The sequence below is a fragment of the Stenotrophomonas sp. LM091 genome (assembly GCF_001806305.1).
Taxonomy (GTDB): domain Bacteria; phylum Pseudomonadota; class Gammaproteobacteria; order Xanthomonadales; family Xanthomonadaceae; genus Stenotrophomonas; species Stenotrophomonas bentonitica_A.
The window spans coordinates 4,166,366-4,185,496 of the sequence record NZ_CP017483.1 but is presented as its reverse complement, the minus strand read 5'-3'; the positions used below and the strand labels follow the sequence as shown (position 1 = coordinate 4,185,496).

The window sequence follows — 19,131 nt, the reverse complement described above, 5'->3', positions numbered from 1 at the left end:
ATGATTCGTTTTTGCCCCAATTGCCACACCGAACGCGCGCTGGCCGAGATGTTCTGCGAAGGCCATGTCGATGCGCACGCGTGCGGCTGGGATCTGGCCGGCGAGCCGATCCATCCCGACGGCTGGCGGCCGCAGAGCGTGGTCACCCAGGCAGCGGTGCAGGCATCGACGGTCGGCGCCGTTGCCGCGGAGGTGGTCTGCGACAACGGCCACCCGATGACCCCCGGCGACCTGATGTGCCTGCACTGCGGCGCCAGCGCGACCGATGGGACGGCGGCGGCGGACCTGCCGCCTCCGGTGGCCGACAGCAGCGAAACGGTCATCGATGGCTGGCGGCTGCTGCGCCAGATCAGCAGCACCGACGGCGTGCGTGACCGCTACCAAACCGAACACACCACCACGGCGGTGCAGGCCGTGCTGACCCTGTACCGCCCCGGTGCCGAGCCCGACCCGGCCATCTACGATGTGATCCGCCGCCTGCCCCGCGCGCACGTGCCGGAGATCATCGCCACCGGGCGCTGGGATGACCGCGCGTTTGAAGTGGTGGAAATGCTCACCGGTGGCACCCTGGCCGAACTGGGCAGCGTGATCGGCGACCGCGATGCGGTCCGGCATATCGTCAGCGAACTGGGCCAGGCGCTGCATGCGTTCAACGAAGCCGGGCTGCGCCACCGCGACCTGCGCCCGGCCAGCCTGCTGGTGCGGGCGCGCGCGCCACTGGACCTGGTGATCAGCGGATTCGGTTCGGCCCGGTTGTCCGAGTTCGACCTGGACATCGTCTCGCCCCTGGAGATCAGCCGCTACATGGCGCCCGAGGCGATCGCCGGTGGCGTGGCAGCGGCGTCGGACTGGTGGAGCCTGGGGATGATCCTGCTCGAACAGCTCACCGACGGCGCCTGCTTCGACGGCATCCATCCCAATGCGTTCCTGATCCACGTGCTGGCCAATGGTGTCCCGATTCCGGAAACGCTGGATCCGGAGCTGGCGCTGCTGCTGCGTGGGCTGCTGGCCCGCGATCGCCACCAGCGCTGGCAATGGCCGCAGGTGGCCGACTGGTTGGCCGGCATCGCCGTGCCGGCGCCACCGGCGGCGCAGCACGCGCACGATGAGGGCGACGGCGCCAGCCTCCCGCTGGGCACGCGCCGCTATCATCGCCCGGCCGTGTTCGCGCTGGCCGCCGCGCAGGCCGATGGCTGGGACCAGGCGCTGGACCACCTGCTGCGCGGGGCGATCGTCACCTGGGCCGAGCAGGTCGGCCTGCCTGCCACCCGCGTCGCGGGGCTGCGCCAGGTTGCCCGCCACGAAGGCATCGAGGACGATTTCCGGCTGATGCTGGCGTTGAAGGTGCTCAACCCGGAAATGCCGTTGATCCATCGGGGCGACATCGTCACACCCGGCTGGTTGCTTGAGCACCCGTTGGAGGGCTACCGGCTGATCAGCGGTTCGGTACCGAACCTGCTGGAACACCTGCAGACCGACAACTGGCTGTGCAGGCTCAAGCGGCGCGAGGAAAGCGTACGCCAGCGCGCGCTGCACCAGCACATCGCCCTGGTCGAGGAATCCCTGCGCGTCTACCTGCTGTCCACCTCGCGGGCCAAGCTGGCCTCGCAATGGCAGGAACGCCAGCGCCTGCTGCCTGACACCGCGCATCCCGGGCTGCTGTCGCTGGCCGAGCGCCGGGTGGTGGCCGAAGAAGACCTGATCGTATTGCTGAGCGCGGAAATCGGCCAGTTCCGCAGCGCCGAGGCCATCCTTGCCGAGGCGGCCACGCTCGCCGAAAGCGCCGGTCTGGACGCCTTCGACAGCGACGCAGCCGCGGCCCTGCTGCAGCACCCGCGTACCGAGCTGTATCGCAGCGTGGACGCGCGCATCCTGGGCTTCGCCCGCTCCGGCCTGCCGGTGGTGGATGGCTGGGCCGAGCAGTTCCGGCTGGAACGGCGCATGCCGCTGGCGCGCGCCCTGGTGGTGCTGGCCGTGCCCGCCAGCCGCTGGCTGCAGCCGCAGAAGCAGCAGTACGTCTCGCAGATCCTGGACTTCTTCGAAAAGAAGGTGGTCACCGCGGTGATGCGCGGCCCGCTGGTGCGCATGAGCATCGGCAAGACCACCGCACGCGTGGACATGCACGACGTGGACAGCGCCCGGCGCCCCGCCGCCGCGCTGCTCGATCACCTGTTGCAACGCAACGCGCGCGCCGTGCAGCTGGACCCCGAATCGTTCCAGCGCAACCCGCTGCTGGAACCCCGCCTGATGGCCCTGGCACGGCAGAGCGCGTTGTACAAGCGCGACACCGGCATCGACGGGCTGTATCTGGGCTTTCCGTTCCTGCTCAGCCGCGATCCGCGCGGCACCTCGCGCACCCGCATCATTCCGCTGCTGCTGTGGCCGGCCACGCTGCTGCTGGAACCAGGCACGCGCGGCCAGGTCGGGCTGGCCTTCGATGGCGAACGCGAGGAGGTGCGGCTCAACCCTGCGCTTGAAAGCGTGCTGGGTGCCGAAACCTGCAAGCGCTGGCGCAGCACCGCCGACGAACTGCTGGGCCGCTCGGCGATCCGGGCCGCCGATGTGATGGATGCCTTCGGGATGCTGGCCACGATCCGCTCGCGCAGCCTGGTCGGCCTGCCCCCCAGCAGCGTGGAGGTGGTGCCCTACCAGGACGAACTGGAGTGCGCCGCGGTACTTTTCCATGTCACGTTCATGGGCCAGGCCATCGGCGAAGACCTGCGCCAGCTCAAGGTTCTGTCGCCGTCCGGCACCGGCCTGGAAACCGCGTTGCGGCTGGCACCGCCGACCGACACCGACGGCACGGCCTCGCCTGCCACGCCGGAGCTGCAACGCTACTTCACCGTGGCCAGCGATCCCTCGCAGGAAGCGGCGGTGCTGCAGGCACGGCAGGGACCGGGCCTGTTGATCGAAGGTCCGCCTGGCACCGGCAAGAGCCAGACCATCGTCAACATGGTCGCCGACGCGATCGGCCGGCAACGCAGCCTGCTGATCGTCTGCCAGAAGCATGCGGCGTTGGAAGTGGTGCACAAGCGCCTGGTGGCCGAAGGGCTGGGCCAGCGCGTGGTCATGCTCAACGACGTCAACCGCGACCGCGAGCCGGTCATCCGCAGCATCCGCGAGCAGCTCGATGCCCTGTTCACCGCCGGCGCCACGCAAACGGCCTGGCAGCAGCAGCGCCAGCAGGTGGCCGCGCGGATCGAGGCACTGGAAGGCGAACTGGATCGCCACCAGCACAGCCTGCACCAGATCGACGACGCCACCGGGCTGAGCTACCGGCGCCTGCTCGGCGAACTGATCGCGCTGGACGCCGGTACGCCCCCGCTGGTCCTGCCCGCCCTGCGCCAGCGCCTGCTGGCACTGGACCTGCCCACCCTGGTGCAGCGCGAAGAAGCCTGCGCGCCCTTGATCCGGTTGTGGCTGCCGGCCCGTTACGAGGGCAGCCCGCTGGCGCAGCTGCGCCCCTTCGCGGCCGACGCGGACACCCTCGCCGCGTTCGTTGCCGCCCTGCAGACGTTCACTGCGGCCGAGCAGCACCGGCAGGCGATCCTGCTGGCGCACCCGGCCAGCTTCGAGCTGGACGATCCCGCGCCGCACCAGGCCTGGAAGTCGGCGCACGTGGCGACCCTGCTCGGCCTGGATGACGCACAACGGAGCCGATTGGCACGCTGGCTGCCGCTGTTCCGCACCGCGCGCGCGGGCCAGCCAAGTCACGGCGACATCGCGCTGGACCGGCTGCAGCAGATCGAGAAGGCAGTGGCGGCGCTCGACCTTGACGCGTTCTCCAGCACGCTGTCGCCGGCGCTCGCCAGCGTCGACGAGCGCACGCTTGCGCGGCTGCAGCGCGATGCCGCGCGCGTGCTGGGCGCGCGCGGCCTGCTGGCGCGCATCAACCCGCTGCACCTGCTGCGCCGGCAACGGGTGAACCGCGTCCTGCAGGCGCAGTCCCATGTGATGGGGGAAGCGGGCACCGCAGCACTGCTGGCCGCCGCGACGCTGGAAGCGCGCCTGCGCCCGCTGCGCACCGAACTGGCCGGCCTGCACCAGCAGCTGGCGCTGGACCCGGTTGACCAACAGACCGGCATCGCGCTGGGCCCGATGGCACGCGCCAGCGGGCGCCAACTGCTGGATGTACAGGCACTTGCCCAAGCGCTGGCGCAGTCGCCGCGCCCCCAGCAGGCCGACGACGCAGCCCTGGCGGGCGACCGCGCGCACCTGGACGCACTGCTGCAGGACCTGGATGCCTCGCTCGCCCGGCATGCCGCCCGCCATGCCAGCGCGCAGCAGCTCGCACTGCTGGCCGACTGGCTGGAGCAGGCGCTGGTCGATGCATTGGCCGCCGCCATCGCCCACAACCACAGCAACGCCCAGGCGCTGCAGCACCTGCACGATGCCCTGCCCCATCTGGCTGCCTACCAGGCCTTCCGCGGGCGCGCCGGGCAGCTGTCAAGCGCAGACCTGGAGCTGCTGGCACTGCTGCGCCAGCTGCAACCGCAGCTGGATACTCTTGCCAGCGACGCGTTGGAGCCGGCCGTGCGCCGCCTGCTGCATCGCGAAGCACGGCTGGGCTGGAAGCACCGCATGGAGCAGGCGAACCCGGCGCTGCAGTTCGGCCAGGATGAAACCCAGGCCAAGGTCGCCAGCCTGGCCGCGGCCGACCAGCAGATGCGCCGGCTCAACCGCCAGATGCTGGGCACCCACATCGACCTGCAGCCGTTGGGTAACCGCAAGCAGTGGGAAGACGTCACCCGGCTGACCGGGCGCCGTTCGCGCCGCCTGCGCGAGTTCATCGAGCTGGGCAGCGAACTGGGCCTGATGCACCTGCGCCCGGTCTGGCTGATGAACCCGGACGTGGCCAGCCGCGTGCTGCCACTGCAGGCGGGGCTCTTCGACACGGTGATCTACGACGAGGCCTCGCAGATGCCGGTCGAGTTCGCCCTGCCCACGCTGTTCCGTGGCCGGGTCACGGTCGTCAGCGGTGATGAAAAGCAGATGCCGCCCACCGCCTTCTTCTCCAGCCGGGTGGAAAGCGATGAAGCAGAGGTCTTCGATGGCGACGAGCCCGACGCCGAGGTCGATGCCGAGCAGCGCGACGCCTTCGAGGAAACCTGGAACCGGCGCGAGATCAAGGATTGCCCGGACCTGCTGCAGCTGGCCCGCAATGCCCTGCCCAGCACCACGCTGCAGATCCACTACCGCTCGGCGTACCGCGAACTGATCGGCTTCTCCAATGCGGCCTTCTACGGCAACCGGCTCAACGTGCCGGTACGTCATCCGCGCAGCAGCATCGCGCGGATCAAGCCGCTGGAACTGATCCAGGTCGACGGTGTGTACCAGCACCAGAGCAACCCTGCCGAAGCGGCGCGTGTGGTGGAGTACCTGGCCCAACTGTGGCAACAGCCCTATGCCGTGCGCCCCTCGGTGGGCGTGGTCACCTTCAATCGCAAGCAGGCCGAGTTGATCGAGGAACACCTGGAGCAGCGCGCCGGGCAGGATGCCGCCTTCCGCGCCGCATTCGCCGAGGAACGCGAGCGCAGCGAAGACGGCGAGGACATGGCGGTCTTCGTCAAGAACGTGGAAAACGTACAGGGCGACGAGCGCGACATCATCGTGTTTTCCTCCACCTTCGGCCGCAACGCGCAGGGCACCTTCCGGCGCAACTTCGGCGTGCTCGGCCAGACCGGCGGCGAGCGCCGCCTCAACGTGGCCGTCACCCGCGCCCGGCAACGGGTGGTGATGATCACCTCGATGCCGATCGCCGACATCTCCGACCTGTTCAACACCCAGCGCGCCCCGGCCAGCCCGCGCGACTACCTGCAGGGTTACCTGGAGTACGCCCGCGCCCTGTGTGCCGGCGAGTTCGACGGCAGCGCACGGCTGTTGGATCGCCTGCAGACCGACCGCAGCGTGGCAAACCGCACCCACGCGGCGCCCGCCGACGGGTTCACGCAGATCGTCGGTGCCTACCTGCAGTCGCTGGGATGGAATGCGGCCGCAGCCAGCGAAGGCGATGCATTCGGGCTGGACTTCGCCATCGAACACCCCGACACCGGCAACTTCGCCATCGGCATCGAATGCGATGCGCCCAGTCACCCGCTGCTGGCGCATGCCCGCGCCCGTGAAATCTGGCGACCCTCGGTCCTGCGTCGCGCCATCGGCGGCATCCACCGGGTGTCCTCGCATGCCTGGTACCACGACGGCGAGGCAGAACGGGCACGCCTGCGCGTTGCCATCGAGGCAGCCATGGCCCCCGCCCCGGTGCCGCCCCCGCCTCCCCCCATGCAACCGGAAACCCTGCCATGAGTGGTCCCAAAGTCGTCCGTATCGTGACTGCCGAAGAACTGCTGGCCCTGCGCGAGGCGATGCTGCACCGGCTGGACCAGGCGATAGCGCGCTGGCAGGCGCAGTGCGAGCAGGTCGGCGAGCGTGACGCCTCGGCCGTGGCCGCCGTCATGGCACGCCGCCAGGCGCTGCAGGCACTACTGGCAGACAGCGACAACACGCGGTATGCGCAACTGATCGAGGCCGAAATCGCCTTCCTGCAGGCCGACACCCGCGACCGCGAGGGGCGCGCCGTAGACCGCGCCGCGGCAGGCCGCCAGCAGCAGCGGCGGCAGCGCGACAACGCGGCGGCCGTGCTCAAAACGCTGCAGGATCGACCCGTCGATGCAGACGCCGGCCTGCTGCAGGCGCTACGGGCACTGGCCGACGGTCACCCCGGTGCTGACGCAGAGGCGGTGCTGGCCCGTGCCTTCGCCCTCCTTGCGCCCCCGGAGGAGCAGGCAACCCTGAGCAACGGCCAGCGCGCCTTGGCAGCCGCATTGCAGACCTCGGCGCCCATCCCCACGCTGGCCGACTAGGCCGCCGCGCAACCCGCCGATCCCGGACGCGAGGCGCGCCTGCTGCGCGTGGACCGCTACATCGCCGAACTGCAGGTACTGCAAGGCCCGGCAGTCGCCGCGCCCTACCTGGAGGCGCTGCACCACGCCGAGCAGGAAACCGCTCCGCAGCGGCGCAACCTGCTGCTGGACAGCCTGGTTCTGGAACTGGCCGCCGCCTCGGCCGCGTTCGCCCAGCGCCGCGTGCAGCTGGAGCGGCTGCAGGATGTGGCCAGCAGGCTGGCGGCACTGGACCCGCTTGACCATGCGCCGTTGCTGGCCCAGGTGGGCGCGTGCAGTACCGACACCGCGCTGCCGCTGCTGACCGCGCTGACCCAGCAGTGCGATACCGCCCTTGCCAGCCACCAGCAGGCGCTGGCGGCAGTTTCCCGGCGCCAGGCCGTACTCGACGGCCTGGCCAGCCTCGGCTATGAAGTGCGCGAAGGCATGGCCACCGCATGGCAGGACAATGGCGCGGTGGTGCTCAAGAAAGCCGCCACCCCCGGCTATGGCGTTGAAGTAGGCGGCCAGGCCGACGGTGGGCGCCTGCAGGTCCGGGCCGTGGCGCTGGCGGCCGACCGTGACCGCAGCCGCGACCGCGACATCGAAACCCTGTGGTGCGGCGAGTTCGGACGGCTGCAGGCGCTGTTGCACGGTCAAGGCACTGAGCTGGTGGTCGAACGGGCGTTGGGCGTGGGTGAGGTGCCCTTGAAGGAGGCCATCGCCACCGCGACGCCGTCCGGACAGGTGCAGGTGTCGCACGCGCGCAGCGGCTCGATCTGACGTCACGGAACGGTTCTTGCACGACCCCGGGTAATCCCCCGTGTCGTGCAGCCCATGTCCGAGAACGAACAAGCCGGCGAAAAGACCGAGCAACCTACCGAAAAACGCCTGCGCGATGCCCGGGAACAGGGCAACATCCCGCGTTCGCGTGAGCTGGCGACGGCGGCTGTGTTCGGTGCCGGTGTGCTGGCGCTGATGGCCTTCTCCGGCACCATCGCCCGCAACGCCAAGACCTGGATGCAGGTCGCGCTGAGCCCCGAGCCGGGGCTGCGCCTGCATCCCCAGGCGTTGTTCGGGCACTTCGGCGAATTGATGCTGCGCTTGCTGGTGGCCATGTGGCCGCTGCTCGTGATCTGTCTGCTGGCCTGCTTCCTCTCGCCAGTGGCGATGGGCGGGCTGCGCTGGTCGAACAAATCGCTGATGCCCGATTTCAAGCGGCTCAGCCCGATGGCCGGCATGAAGCGCCTGTATGGCCCGGAAGCGATTGCCGAGTTCACCAAGTCCCTGCTGCGCATCGCCTTTGTCGGCACCGCCGCCGGGCTGGTGGTGTGGCACGGCATCCGCTCGCTGCGTGACCTGCTCAACCAGCCACTGGAGGCCGCGATGATCCACGGCCTGGGCTTCACCCTGAAGCTCATGCTCGCCACCGGCGGCGCAATGATGCTGCTGGCCGCCATCGATGCCCCCTACCAGCGCTGGAACTGGATGCGCAAATTGAAGATGACCCGTGAAGAGCTGCGCCGCGAAATGAAGGAAAGCGAGGGCAGCCCGGAGGTCAAGGGCCGCATCCGCCAGCTGCAGCAGCAGATGTCCAACCGCCGGATGATGGAAGCGGTGCCCACCGCCGATGTCGTGGTGGTCAATCCCACCCATTACGCGGTCGCCCTGAAATATGAAGGCGGAAAGATGGGGGCGCCCACCGTGGTGGCCCTGGGCGTGGATGAAACCGCCCTGCGCATCCGTGAGGTGGCCGATGGCAACAAGGTCGCCATCGTCTCCGCCCCGCCTTTGGCACGCGCCTTGTATCGGGAAGGTCAACTTGGAAAGGAAATTCCCGTGAGACTGTATTCGGCCGTGGCCCAGGTGCTCTCCTATGTCTACCAGCTGCGCGGCTGGCAGACCGGCCCGATGCCGGCAGCGCCCAGCATCGACATCGATGAATTCGGCAAGGGGGGCCGCCCATGAGCGCGCAGCCGGCCGGCATGAACGCGCGCCGCGCGCTGGACATGATCCGCCACGGGCTGGGTGCCCCGCTGATCGTGCTGGCCCTGCTGGCGATGGTGGTGGTGCCGTTGGCGCCGCCCGTGCTGGACGCGCTGTTCACCTTCAACATCGCCATCTCGCTGATGGTGCTGCTGGCGGTGGTCTATGTGAAGCGCCCGCTGGACTTCACCATCTTCCCGATCGTGCTGCTGATCACCACCATGCTGCGGCTGGCGCTGAACGTGGCCTCCACCCGCGTGATCCTGCTGCACGGCCAGAACGGCCACGAGGCCGCCGGCAAGGTGATCGCCTCGTTCGGCGAGTTCGTCATCGGCGGCAACTACGCGGTCGGCATCGTGGTGTTCGCGATTCTGACCATCATCAACTTCGTGGTGATCACCAAGGGCGCCGGCCGCGTGTCCGAAGTGACCGCACGCTTCATCCTCGATGCCATGCCCGGCAAGCAGATGGCGATCGACGCCGATCTCAACGCCGGTTTGCTGACGCGTGAAGAGGCCAAGGCCCGCCGCGAGGAGGTCCGCGAGGAAGCCGACTTCTACGGCGCAATGGACGGTGCCAGCAAGTTCATCCGCGGCGATGCGATCGCCGGCATCCTGATCCTGTTCATCAACCTGGTCGGCGGCCTGGCGGTCGGCGTGCTGCAGCATGGCATGCCCTTCGGCGATGCCGCCGCGACCTACACCCTGCTCTCCATCGGTGACGGCCTGGTGGCCCAGCTGCCGGCCCTGCTGGTGTCCTCGGCGGTGGCCATGCTGGTCACCCGCGCCTCGCGCTCTCAGGACATGGCCCAGGCCATGATGGGCCAGGTATTCGGCCAGTACCGCGCACTGACCATCGCCGCGGCGATCCTTGCAGTCGTCGGCCTGGTCCCGGGCATGCCCAACGTCGCCTTCTTGACGCTGGCCGCCATCCTGGGCTTCATCGCCTGGAAGGCGTGGAAGAAGAGCACCGCCCAGGCCGCGGCGGCTGATTCCCCGGCCGCCAATCGCCCCGATACCCTCGGCCTGCCCGGTGCAGCGCCCTCGCCCACCGCCGAGCTGACCTGGGACGAACTGCGCCCGGTCGACCCGCTCGGCCTGGAAGTCGGCTACCGGCTGATCCCGCTGGTGGACAAGAACCAGGGCGGCGAGCTGATGGCCCGGATCAAGGGCGTGCGCCGCAAGCTCACCCACGACATCGGCTTCCTGATTCCCTCGGTGCATATCCGCGACAACCTGGAACTGCCGGCGACCGCGTACCGCCTGCTGATCCACGGGGTGCCGGTGGCCACCGCGGAGATCCATCCCGACCGCGAACTCGCGCTGGACCCGGGCAGTGCGCTGGGCACGCTGGAAGGCATTGCCGGCAAGGATCCCGCCTTCGGCCTGGATGCCACCTGGATCCAGCCGCACCAGCGCGCCAATGCCGAATCGATGGGCTACACCGTGGTCGACCCGGCCACCGTGGTCGCCACCCATCTGTCGCACCTGATCCGCGAGCACGCCCCGGAGCTGCTCGGCCACGAGGAAGTGCAGCAGCTGCTGGCCAACCTGGCCAAGAGCGCCCCCAAGCTCGTCGAAGACCTGACACCCAAGTCGCTGCCGCTGTCGGCCGTGGTGCGGGTATTGCAGAACCTGCTGATCGAGCGCATCCCGATCCGCCAGCTGCGCAAGATCGTCGAATCGCTGGTGGAAAGCGCGCCGACCAGCCAGGACCCGGCCGTGCTCACCGCTGCCGTGCGCAACGCGCTGGGCCGTTTCATCGTGCAGGAGATCGCCGGGATGTCGCCGGAGCTGCCGGTGTTCACCCTCAACCCGCAACTGGAACGGGTCTTGCAGGAGTCCACGCAGGGCAACGGCGCCGCGCTGGAACCCGGACTCGCCGAGCGACTGCATCAAAGCCTGGCCGAATGTGTCGGCAAGCAGGAAGCGAAGAACGAGCCCGCGGTCGTGCTGGTGCCTGGCCCGGTACGTGCGGCGCTGGCACGGCTGGTACGCCACAGCGTCCCCTCGCTGTCCGTACTCGCCTACAGCGAGGTGCCCGAGGACAAACGGTTGAAGCTGGTCGGCACGATCAGTTGAGCCGGACGCCCGACGGTACCGCGACAGAAAACAGACACCTCATTCGATTTCACCGCAGCAGGAAATAAAGGGACTCCCTGACCGTGCAGACCACCGACAACCAGCGTTTCCCTTCCACGACTCCGCCGCCCCAGTCCCGGTACCACAGCATGAAAATCAAACGCTTCGTCGCCTCCGATATGCGCTCGGCCATGAACCTGGTGCGCAAGGAACACGGACCGGACGCAGTGATCCTGTCCAACCGCCGGATCGAGGAAGGTGTCGAAATCGTGGCGGCGGCCAACTATGACGAAAGCGCCGTGCAGCGTGCGCTGGAAGCGGCCCGCAAGGACGTGGCCCCACCGCCGGTGCCGCGCCCGCGCAGCGCCGCCGATGCCGTGATCGCCGCCGTGACCCGCCGCAGGGCCCCGGTCGCCGCGCCCGAGCCGGTGGCCGCGACCACCTCGGCCGTCGCCGCGCTGGCCCGCGCCGCCGTCGGCGCCACCGGTCGCACCCTGGATACCGCCAACGAGATCGTGCCGCCGCCGGGCAGCAGTGGCTTCGCCGCCACCCTGGCCCGTGCCAGCGTCGGCCCGGCCGTCAACGAACCGTCGCTGCCGGAGCAGATCTTCGCGCCGTTCAATGTCGAGCAGGCCGCGGCCGCGTCGCCAGCGCTGCTGCAGCCTGAGCCGCTTGTCGCCGAGCCCACCGTGGCGGCCGTGAACCCGCCGATCAACCGCGCGCGCTTCGTCATCGACCCGCCGATGGACGACGAACCGCACTTCCAGATGCACGTGCCGGCCGCCGCCGTGGCGATGCCGCCGCTGCCGGTCAGCGTCACCGTGCCGCCGGCCCTGCCTGCTGCCGAGAGCGTCGTGGCAGCGCCGGACACGGTCGCCCAGGCGCGTGCCGAAAACCCGGCGCCCGCCGTTGTCGCCGAACCGGCGCAGGCCCAGCCGCAGCCGGCCGCCGAACTGGTGGTGGTGCAGCGTGATGACGAAGAGATCCGCCAGCTGCGTCACGAAGTGGCCGGCATGCGCCAGGTCATCGAGCGCGAGATGAACCGCTTCACCGACGAGCGCCTGCGCGGCTCGCCGGTCCGCGCCGCCGCGCTGGACCTGATGGACGAGTACGGCTTCGATGCCGGCATCAGCCGCGACGTGGCCATGCAGATTCCGCTGGACACCGAAGCCCACCGCGGCCGCGGGCTGATGCTCGGCCTGCTCTCCAAAAAGCTGCCGATCGCCCCGGTCGACCCGCTCGACGCCGGCGGCGTGATCGCCCTGGTCGGCCCCACCGGCGCCGGCAAGACCACCACCATCGCCAAGCTGGCCTCGCGCTTCGCCGAGGCGCATGCGGCCCGCGATGTCGCCCTGGTCACCACCGATACCGGCCGCATCGGCGCCCGCGAGCAGCTGTACGGCTTCGGCCGGCAGCTTGGCATCGCGGTCCATGAGGCCAGCAGCGGCAGCGATCTGAACCAACTGCTGGAGCGCCTGAAGGACTACAAGCTGGTCCTGATCGACACCGCGGGCCTGGGCCCGCGTGACCGCGCCCTGGCCGCCCAGCTGCAGTGGCTGCGCGCGGCCCAGCAGATCCGCACCCTGCTGGTGCTGCCGGCCAACACCAGCTTCGGCGACATGGACGAGGTGGTCCGCCGCTTCAGCGCCGCCAACCCGCAGGGCGTGGTGCTGAGCAAGCTGGACGAGACCGGCCGCTTCGGCAGCGCCCTGTCGGTGGCCGTGGACCACCGCCTGCCGATCACCTGGGTCACCGATGGCCAGGACGTTCCTGAAGACCTGCACCGTGCCAGTGCGGCCAATCTTGTACTTCGCCTTGAAGATTTGCGCCGCGCGGCCGATATGCCCTGCAACCCGGAGTTGAACCATGCCGTCGCGTGAGTACGCCAAGCTGACCAAGACCTTCCCGTTGTCGGCTACCCGAAGCCAGCCGCTGGGCCCGGTCCGCACCATCGCCGTCACCGGCGGCAAGGGCGGCGTGGGCAAAACGAACGTTTCGGCCAATCTGGCCGTGGCGCTGGCAGACATGGGCAAACGCACGCTGCTGCTGGACGCCGACCTCGGCCTGGCCAACATCGACGTGATCCTGGGCCTGCAGCCGAAGGTGACCCTGGCCGACCTGGTCGCCGGGCGCTGCACGCTGGAAGAAGTGATCATGGAAGGCCCCGGTGGCGTGCTGGTGGTCCCGGCTGCCTCCGGCCGCCGCCACATGGCCGAACTGCAGCCGGCCGAACACGTCGGCCTGGTCAATGTGTTCTCCGAGCTCGAGCGCGAGCTGGACATCATGATCGTGGACACCGCCGCCGGCATCACCGATGGCGTGCTCACCTTCTGCCAGGCCGCGCAGGACACCGTGGTGGTGGTCTGCGACGAGCCGGCCTCGATCACCGATGCCTACGCCCTGATCAAGGTGCTCTCGCGCGAGCGCGGCGTGGACCGGATCCAGGTGGTGGCCAACATGGTCCGCGACCCGAACGAAGGCCGCGTGCTGTACGAGAAGCTATCCCGCGTGTGCGAGAAGTTCCTCGCCGATGTCTCGCTGAACTACCTGGGCTGCGTGCCGCAGGATGACTGGCTGCGCCTGTCGGTGCAGCGCCAGCAGCCGGTGGTGAAGGCCTACCCGTCGAGCCCGGCCGCCCTGGCGCTGACCGAGATCGCGCGCCGCACCGCCCGCTGGCAGGCCCCGACCGAGCCGCGTGGCGGGGTCGAGTTCTTCCTGGAACGCATCCTCAAGCAACGCGGGGTGACGGTATGAAGGGCGCAGCACAATACAAAGAGGTCCAGCGGACCGCGGCCAACGAGTGCATTGCCCAGCACTCGGACCTCGTCCGGCGGATCGCCCACCATCTTGCCGCGCGCCTGCCGGCGAGCGTGGAAGTGGACGACCTGATCCAGGCCGGCATGATGGGCCTGATCGAGGCCTCGCGCAGCTACGACGCCGACCAGGGCGCCTCGTTCGAGACCTACGCCTCGATCCGTATCCGCGGCTCGATGATCGACGAGATCCGCCGGGGCGACTGGGTGCCGCGCTCGGTCCACCGCCGTGCCCGGGATGCCGCCGCCACCATCCGTCGCCTCGAGCAGAGCACCGGCCGCGCCGCCAGCGCCACCGAAGTGGCGGCCGCGATGGACATGCCGCTGCCGGATTACCTGCGGCTGATGGAAGACGCCTCGCGCGGCCAGGTGCTGAGCCTGGAATCGCGGATCGAAGACCAGGGCGAGCTGGACACCGTCGCCCAGGGCGGCCCGACCCCGCAGCAGGTGCTGGAACGCGGCGAGTTCGGGCGCGAGCTGGGCAACGCGATCGGCCTGCTGCCCGAGCGCGAACAGCTGGTCCTGTCGCTGTACTACGAGCAGGAACTGAACCTGAAAGAGATCGGCGCCGTACTGGGTGTGAGCGAATCGCGCGTGTGCCAGATCCATGGCCAGGCCGTGCTGCGCCTGCGGGGCCGGCTGAAGATCTTCGAGGCGGCAGACGCCGGCCTCGAGAACCATTGAAATCGAGGAAAGTGCTTTGAACAAGAACATGCGTATCCTGATCGTCGACGACTTCTCGACCATGCGTCGTATCGTCAAGAACCTGCTGGGCGATCTGGGCTTCACCAATACGGCCGAAGCCGAGGACGGGCATGCCGCGCTGGCGATGTTGCAGAGCCAGCCGTTCGATTTCGTGGTCACCGACTGGAACATGCCGGTGATGACCGGCATCGACCTGCTCAAGGCCGTGCGTGCCGATGCCAAGCTCAAGACCCTGCCGGTGCTGATGGTGACCGCCGAAGCCAAGCGCGAGCAGATCATCGAAGCGGCCCAGGCCGGCGTGAACGGCTACATCATCAAGCCCTTCACCGCACAGACCCTGGAAGAGAAGCTCGGCAAGATCTTCGAACGCCTGGCGGCGAGCGCCTGATGGAGACCCTGAGCGACAAATCCGCGCTGGTGCAGCGCCTGCAGGATGCCCTGGCCGCCCTGGAAAGTGGCGACGAAGCCGGCTGGCGCCGGGAAATCGACGCCCTCGCCGCGCTGCGCACGCAGCCGATGATGGCCGGCCTGAACCGCCTGGCCCGCGAACTCGGCCAGGCCCTGGGCGAGCTGCCCAGCCTGCCCAGCGAAGCCGGCGAACTGGATGACGCCTGCGCGCGCCTGGACCACGTGGTGGCGATGACCGAACAGGCCACCCACCGCACGCTGGACCTGGCCGAGGAATGTCGCTCGCTCACCGAACAGCTGCGCGCCAACGGGTTGACGCCCGACCAGGGCCAACAGCTCGACCGCATCCGTCACAATCTCACCGAAATCGCGCTGACGCAGAGCTACCAGGACCTCACCGGCCAGATCATCCGCCGCGTGGTGGGGATCGTGCGCCGCGTGCATGAAGGTTTCGGTGCGCTCGGCCTGCCGCCGCAGGAAGACGAGAAGAAGCGCGACAACAACGGCCTGGCCGGTCCGGCCGTGAACGGCCTGGATCGCCATGCGGTGTCACAGAACGACGCCGACGACCTGCTCTCGGACCTGGGACTGTAACGACCATGAGTGCTGTTCCAGACGATATCGCTGCCGACTTCATCCTCGAGGCCCAGGAAATCCTGGACCGCCTCGGCGAACAGCTGGTGTCGCTGGAGCAGGCGCCCCAGGACGCCGACCAGCTCAATGCCGTGTTCCGCGGCTTCCACACGCTCAAGGGCGGTGCCGGCTTCCTCGGCATCCAGGCGATGGTCGAGCTGTGCCACGCGGCCGAGGAAACCCTCGGCATGGCGCGTTCGGGCCAGGCCACGCTGCAGGCGCACCACTTCGATGCGGCCCAGCAGTCGCTGGACTACCTGCAGTCGATGCTGGATTCGGTCTCGGCCGGAACCGAGCCGGGCTATGCCCCGCCGGAACTGATCGCCCAGTTCGACGTCAACGGTCCGGCCACCCCGACGCCCGCGGCTGCCGCCAGCGCCGCCAGCGCCGGCAGCGGCGGTGGCGAGCTGATCACCGATGATGAGTTCGAAGCACTGCTCGACCAGCTGCATGGCGGCGCCGCGCCGACCGCCGTGGCCGTGTCGAAGAAGGACGACGGCCTGATTGGCGAGGACGAGTTCGAAGCCCTGCTTGACCAGCTGCATGGCGGCGCCGTTCCCGGTGCCAAGGCCATTGGCGCTGCGCCCGTGCCTGCCGCGGCCCCGCGCGCCGTGGCCGCCCCGGCGGCGCCGAACGCCAAGCCGGCCCCGGCCAAACCGGTCGCCGAAGCCGAACACACCGTGCGCGTGGATACCAAGCGCCTGGATGCGATCGTCAACCTGATCGGCGAGCTGGTGCTCTCGCGCAACCGCCTCAAGACCCTGCGTGCGCGCCTGCACGATGAAGAACTGGACCGCGCGGTGTCCACGCTGGACATCGCCACCGCGCGCCTGCAGTCGGCGGTCATGCGTACCCGCATGCAGCCGGTCGGCAAGGTGTTCTCGCGCTTCCCCAAGGTGGCCCGCGATGTCGCACGCTCGCTGAAGAAGGAAGTCGAGCTGGAGCTGATCGGCGCCGAAACCGAGCTGGACCGCAACCTGGTCGAAGCACTGGCCGATCCGCTGGTGCATCTGGTCCGCAACGCGATCGACCACGGCGTGGAAATGCCGGAGCTGCGTGAAGCCCAGGGCAAGCCGCGCAGCGGCCATGTGCGCCTGTCGGCCCAGCAGGAAGGCGACTACGTCAGCATCGAGGTGCAGGACGATGGTGCCGGCATCGATCCCGAACGCCTGCGCCAGAAGGCGCGTGAGAAAGGCTTGATCGATCCGGAAGCGGCCGCTCGCCTGAGCAGCGAAGAATGCCTGCACCTGGTGTTCCTGCCCGGCTTTTCGACCAAACAGCAGGTCACCGACATCTCCGGCCGCGGCGTGGGCATGGACGTGGTCCAGTCGCGCATCCGCGAGCTGAGCGGCCAGATCCAGATCCAGTCCGAGCTGGGCCGTGGCAGCCGCTTCATGATCCGCGTGCCGCTCACCCTGGCGATCCTGCCGACCCTGCTGGTGCAGGCCGGCGAAGACGTCTACGCCCTGCCCCTGGCCCGCGTGATGGAGGTGCTGCATGCGCCCAACAGCTCGCTGGGCTGGTTCGATGGTCGCGCCGTGCTGGACCGCAAGTCGCACACGCTGGCCCTGGTCGATCTGCGCCACTGGCTGGATGTGGAGCCGATGCCCTCCTCGCTGCTGACCATCGTGGTGCTGCAGGCCGGCGAAGCCCGCTTCGGCCTGGTGGTCGACCAGGTGCGGGGCCGCGAGGAAGTGGTGATCAAACCCCTGCCCAAGGCGCTGCGTGGCCTGCGCGGCTATGCCGGTGCCACCCTGATCGGCGATGGCCGGATGGCGCTGATCCTGGACGTGGATGGACTGCGCACCCACCACGATTGACCGCGTGAAAGTGTGACCGCCGCATCACTGGATTCCTTCGGCGTCTCAAGTCCCATTCATACAAGCCGATAACGGACCCATGGACAGACTCAGCCTCATTGGACTATTCCTCGCGTTGGCCTCGCTGGTCGGCGGCAGCATCCTCAAGGGAGCCGGTCTGGCGTCGCTGTGGTCGCCGGCCGCCTTCGTGATCGTCATCGTCGGCACGATCGCCGCGATCCTGCTGCACACCTCGCCGGCAGTCTTCAAGCATGCGTTCAAGATCGTGCGCTGGGTGATCCGGCCGCCGAGCAGTGACCGTCGCCAGTTGATCCAGCAGATCGTGGAATGGAGCAACATCGCCCGCCGCCAGGGCCTGCTCGGCCTGGAAGCGCAGGTGGATGCGCAGGACGATCCGTTCCTGCGCAAAGGCCTGCAACTGCTGGTGGACGGCGTGGAGCCGGAGACCATCCGGCACATGATGGAAATTGAACTGAGCAGCCAGGAAAGCCAGGACCTGGCCGCCTCCAAGGTGTTCGAGGGCATGGGCATCTACGCCCCGACCCTGGGCATCATCGGCGCCGTGCTCGGCCTGATCGCGGTGATGAAGAACCTGGCCGACCCGAGCAAGCTCGGGCATGGCATCGCCGCGGCGTTCACCGCCACCATCTACGGCATCGCCTCGGCCAACCTGCTGTTCCTGCCGGTCTCGGCCAAGCTCAAGAGCGTGATCCATCACAACAGCCGCGACCGCGAGATGATCATCGAAGGGCTGATCTCCATCGCCCAGGGCGAGAACCCGCGTAACATCGAAACCAACCTGTCCGGGTTCCTGCACTGACATGGCCCGCCGCAGGCACCACGAAGAGCACGCCAACCATGAGGCCTGGGCGATCCCCTATGCCGACCTCATGACGCTGCTGCTCGCCTTCTTCGTGGTGATGTACGCCATCTCCTCGCTCAACGAAGGCAAGTACCGGATCATGGCCGATGCGCTGACCACCGCCTTCGGTGGCGCGCCGCGCACGATCAACCCGGTGCAGGTCGGCAACCAGCAGGTCCAGGGCGGTGGCTGGGACAGCCCGTCGGTGATCAAGGCCGGAAACCGGATCGGCCCCTCCGCACCAGCACCGAGCAACGACCCGACCCTGCTGCCGGCGATGGCCTCGCAGATGCGCATGCCGGTCTCGATACGCAACCAGGAACAGCTGCAGCGTGCCGAGCGCCAGCTCAACGGCATCGCCGACAAGCTCACCGCCACCCTGGCACCGCTGATCGAACGCGGCATGATCACCGTGCGCCGCACCGAGCTGTGGATCGAGGTGGAGATCAACAGCGACATCCTGTTCCCGACCGGCTCGGCCACGCTGGATGTTCACGCGCGCGACACCCTCTCCAAGCTGGCCGAAGTGCTGCGTGACGCGCCCAACGGCGTACGCGTGGAAGGCCATACCGACAACATCCCGATCGCCACCTCGCTGTTCCCCTCCAACTGGGAGCTCTCGGCCGGACGCGCGGCCAGCGTGGTGCACCTGTTCGCCGACCAGGGCCTGCAGCCGGCACGCCTGGCGATGGTCGGCTACGGCCAGTTCCGCCCGCGCGAAGACAATGCCAGCGCCGAAGGCCGCAACCGCAACCGGCGGGTGATGGTGATCATCCTGGCCGACACGGCGCAGAGCATCGACCCGATCACCGACCGCCTCAGCGCCGACGCCGACGCCACTGATGCCGCCAAGGCGCCCAGCGCCGGCAACCCCGTTACCCCCGTTACCCCCATCGCACCGGTGCAGTTGCCACCGGTGCCGGCCGGCAGCCGCGTTGGCGCCGC

General features: G+C 68.9%; 12 protein-coding genes and 1 pseudogene. All 13 read left to right on the top strand.

The annotated features are described in order from the left end of the window. Positions 1-6,303 carry an AAA domain-containing protein gene (locus BIZ42_RS18580; protein ID WP_070427321.1) on the top strand — a complete coding sequence of 2,101 codons (6,303 nt, stop codon included), beginning with the start codon at positions 1-3 and terminating at the stop codon, positions 6,301-6,303. Beyond that, a complete protein-coding gene (locus BIZ42_RS19805; RefSeq protein WP_216636699.1) occupies positions 6,300-6,860 on the top strand; it encodes a hypothetical protein in 561 nt (186 codons plus the stop codon). The genes BIZ42_RS18580 and BIZ42_RS19805 overlap by 4 nt, the downstream gene beginning before the upstream one ends. A gap of 48 nt (positions 6,861-6,908) precedes the next feature. Continuing rightward, the gene (locus BIZ42_RS19800; RefSeq protein ID WP_216636698.1) at positions 6,909-7,661 is read left to right on the top strand and encodes a hypothetical protein; all 753 of its coding nucleotides are present in this window, start codon (positions 6,909-6,911) and stop codon (positions 7,659-7,661) included. 54 nt (positions 7,662-7,715) lie between these two features. Continuing rightward, entirely contained in the window at positions 7,716-8,846 is a 1,131-nt protein-coding gene (gene flhB / locus BIZ42_RS18570; RefSeq protein WP_070427320.1) for a flagellar biosynthesis protein FlhB, read from the top strand. Between the two features lie 17 nt (positions 8,847-8,863). Next, positions 8,864-10,945, top strand: coding sequence for a flagellar biosynthesis protein FlhA (gene flhA, locus BIZ42_RS18565; RefSeq protein WP_026070046.1), 2,082 nt, complete (start codon positions 8,864-8,866; stop codon positions 10,943-10,945). A gap of 149 nt (positions 10,946-11,094) precedes the next feature. Next, complete coding sequence (gene flhF / locus BIZ42_RS18560; RefSeq protein ID WP_070427597.1) at positions 11,095-12,825, top strand: flagellar biosynthesis protein FlhF; 1,731 nt, start codon at positions 11,095-11,097, stop codon at positions 12,823-12,825. Next, the gene (locus BIZ42_RS18555; RefSeq protein WP_019182906.1) at positions 12,812-13,699 is read left to right on the top strand and encodes a MinD/ParA family protein; all 888 of its coding nucleotides are present in this window, start codon (positions 12,812-12,814) and stop codon (positions 13,697-13,699) included. Before flhF ends, BIZ42_RS18555 begins: the two co-directional genes overlap by 14 nt. Next, the gene (locus BIZ42_RS18550) at positions 13,696-14,442 is read left to right on the top strand and encodes an RNA polymerase sigma factor FliA (RefSeq protein ID WP_019182907.1); all 747 of its coding nucleotides are present in this window, start codon (positions 13,696-13,698) and stop codon (positions 14,440-14,442) included. The genes BIZ42_RS18555 and BIZ42_RS18550 overlap by 4 nt, the downstream gene beginning before the upstream one ends. Positions 14,443-14,458: 16 nt before the next feature. Continuing rightward, a complete protein-coding gene (gene cheY / locus BIZ42_RS18545) occupies positions 14,459-14,851 on the top strand; it encodes a chemotaxis response regulator CheY (RefSeq protein WP_019182908.1) in 393 nt (130 codons plus the stop codon). Continuing rightward, positions 14,851-15,465, top strand: a complete 615-nt coding sequence (locus BIZ42_RS18540) for a protein phosphatase CheZ (RefSeq protein ID WP_070427319.1) — start codon at positions 14,851-14,853, stop codon at positions 15,463-15,465. The genes cheY and BIZ42_RS18540 overlap by 1 nt, the downstream gene beginning before the upstream one ends. A 5-nt stretch (positions 15,466-15,470) precedes the next feature. Further along, positions 15,471-17,324 (top strand): chemotaxis protein CheA, encoded by a 1,854-nt coding sequence (locus BIZ42_RS18535; RefSeq protein WP_070427318.1) that lies wholly within the window; start codon positions 15,471-15,473, stop codon positions 17,322-17,324. A gap of 79 nt (positions 17,325-17,403) precedes the next feature. Continuing rightward, positions 17,404-18,144: a flagellar motor protein gene (locus BIZ42_RS18530; RefSeq protein ID WP_019182911.1), complete on the top strand. Its 741-nt coding sequence runs from the start codon at positions 17,404-17,406 to the stop codon at positions 18,142-18,144. A gap of 1 nt (position 18,145) precedes the next feature. Further along, positions 18,146-18,991, top strand: a pseudogene (gene motD / locus BIZ42_RS18525) (flagellar motor protein MotD); the annotation flags it as partial. Positions 18,992-19,131 lie beyond the last annotated feature (140 nt).

Excerpts from the sequence above, each read along its gene's own strand:
- BIZ42_RS18580 (WP_070427321.1), top strand. The coding sequence starts at position 1 with ATGATTCGTTTTTGCCCCAATTGCCACACCGAACGCGCGCTGGCCGAG.
- BIZ42_RS19805 (WP_216636699.1), top strand. The coding sequence starts at position 6,300 with ATGAGTGGTCCCAAAGTCGTCCGTATCGTGACTGCCGAAGAACTGCTG.
- flhB (WP_070427320.1), top strand. The coding sequence starts at position 7,716 with ATGTCCGAGAACGAACAAGCCGGCGAAAAGACCGAGCAACCTACCGAA.
- flhA (WP_026070046.1), top strand. The coding sequence starts at position 8,864 with ATGAACGCGCGCCGCGCGCTGGACATGATCCGCCACGGGCTGGGTGCC.
- flhF (WP_070427597.1), top strand. The coding sequence starts at position 11,095 with ATGAAAATCAAACGCTTCGTCGCCTCCGATATGCGCTCGGCCATGAAC.
- BIZ42_RS18555 (WP_019182906.1), top strand. The coding sequence starts at position 12,812 with ATGCCGTCGCGTGAGTACGCCAAGCTGACCAAGACCTTCCCGTTGTCG.
- BIZ42_RS18550 (WP_019182907.1), top strand. The coding sequence starts at position 13,696 with ATGAAGGGCGCAGCACAATACAAAGAGGTCCAGCGGACCGCGGCCAAC.
- BIZ42_RS18540 (WP_070427319.1), top strand. The coding sequence starts at position 14,851 with ATGGAGACCCTGAGCGACAAATCCGCGCTGGTGCAGCGCCTGCAGGAT.
- BIZ42_RS18535 (WP_070427318.1), top strand. The coding sequence starts at position 15,471 with ATGAGTGCTGTTCCAGACGATATCGCTGCCGACTTCATCCTCGAGGCC.
- BIZ42_RS18530 (WP_019182911.1), top strand. The coding sequence starts at position 17,404 with ATGGACAGACTCAGCCTCATTGGACTATTCCTCGCGTTGGCCTCGCTG.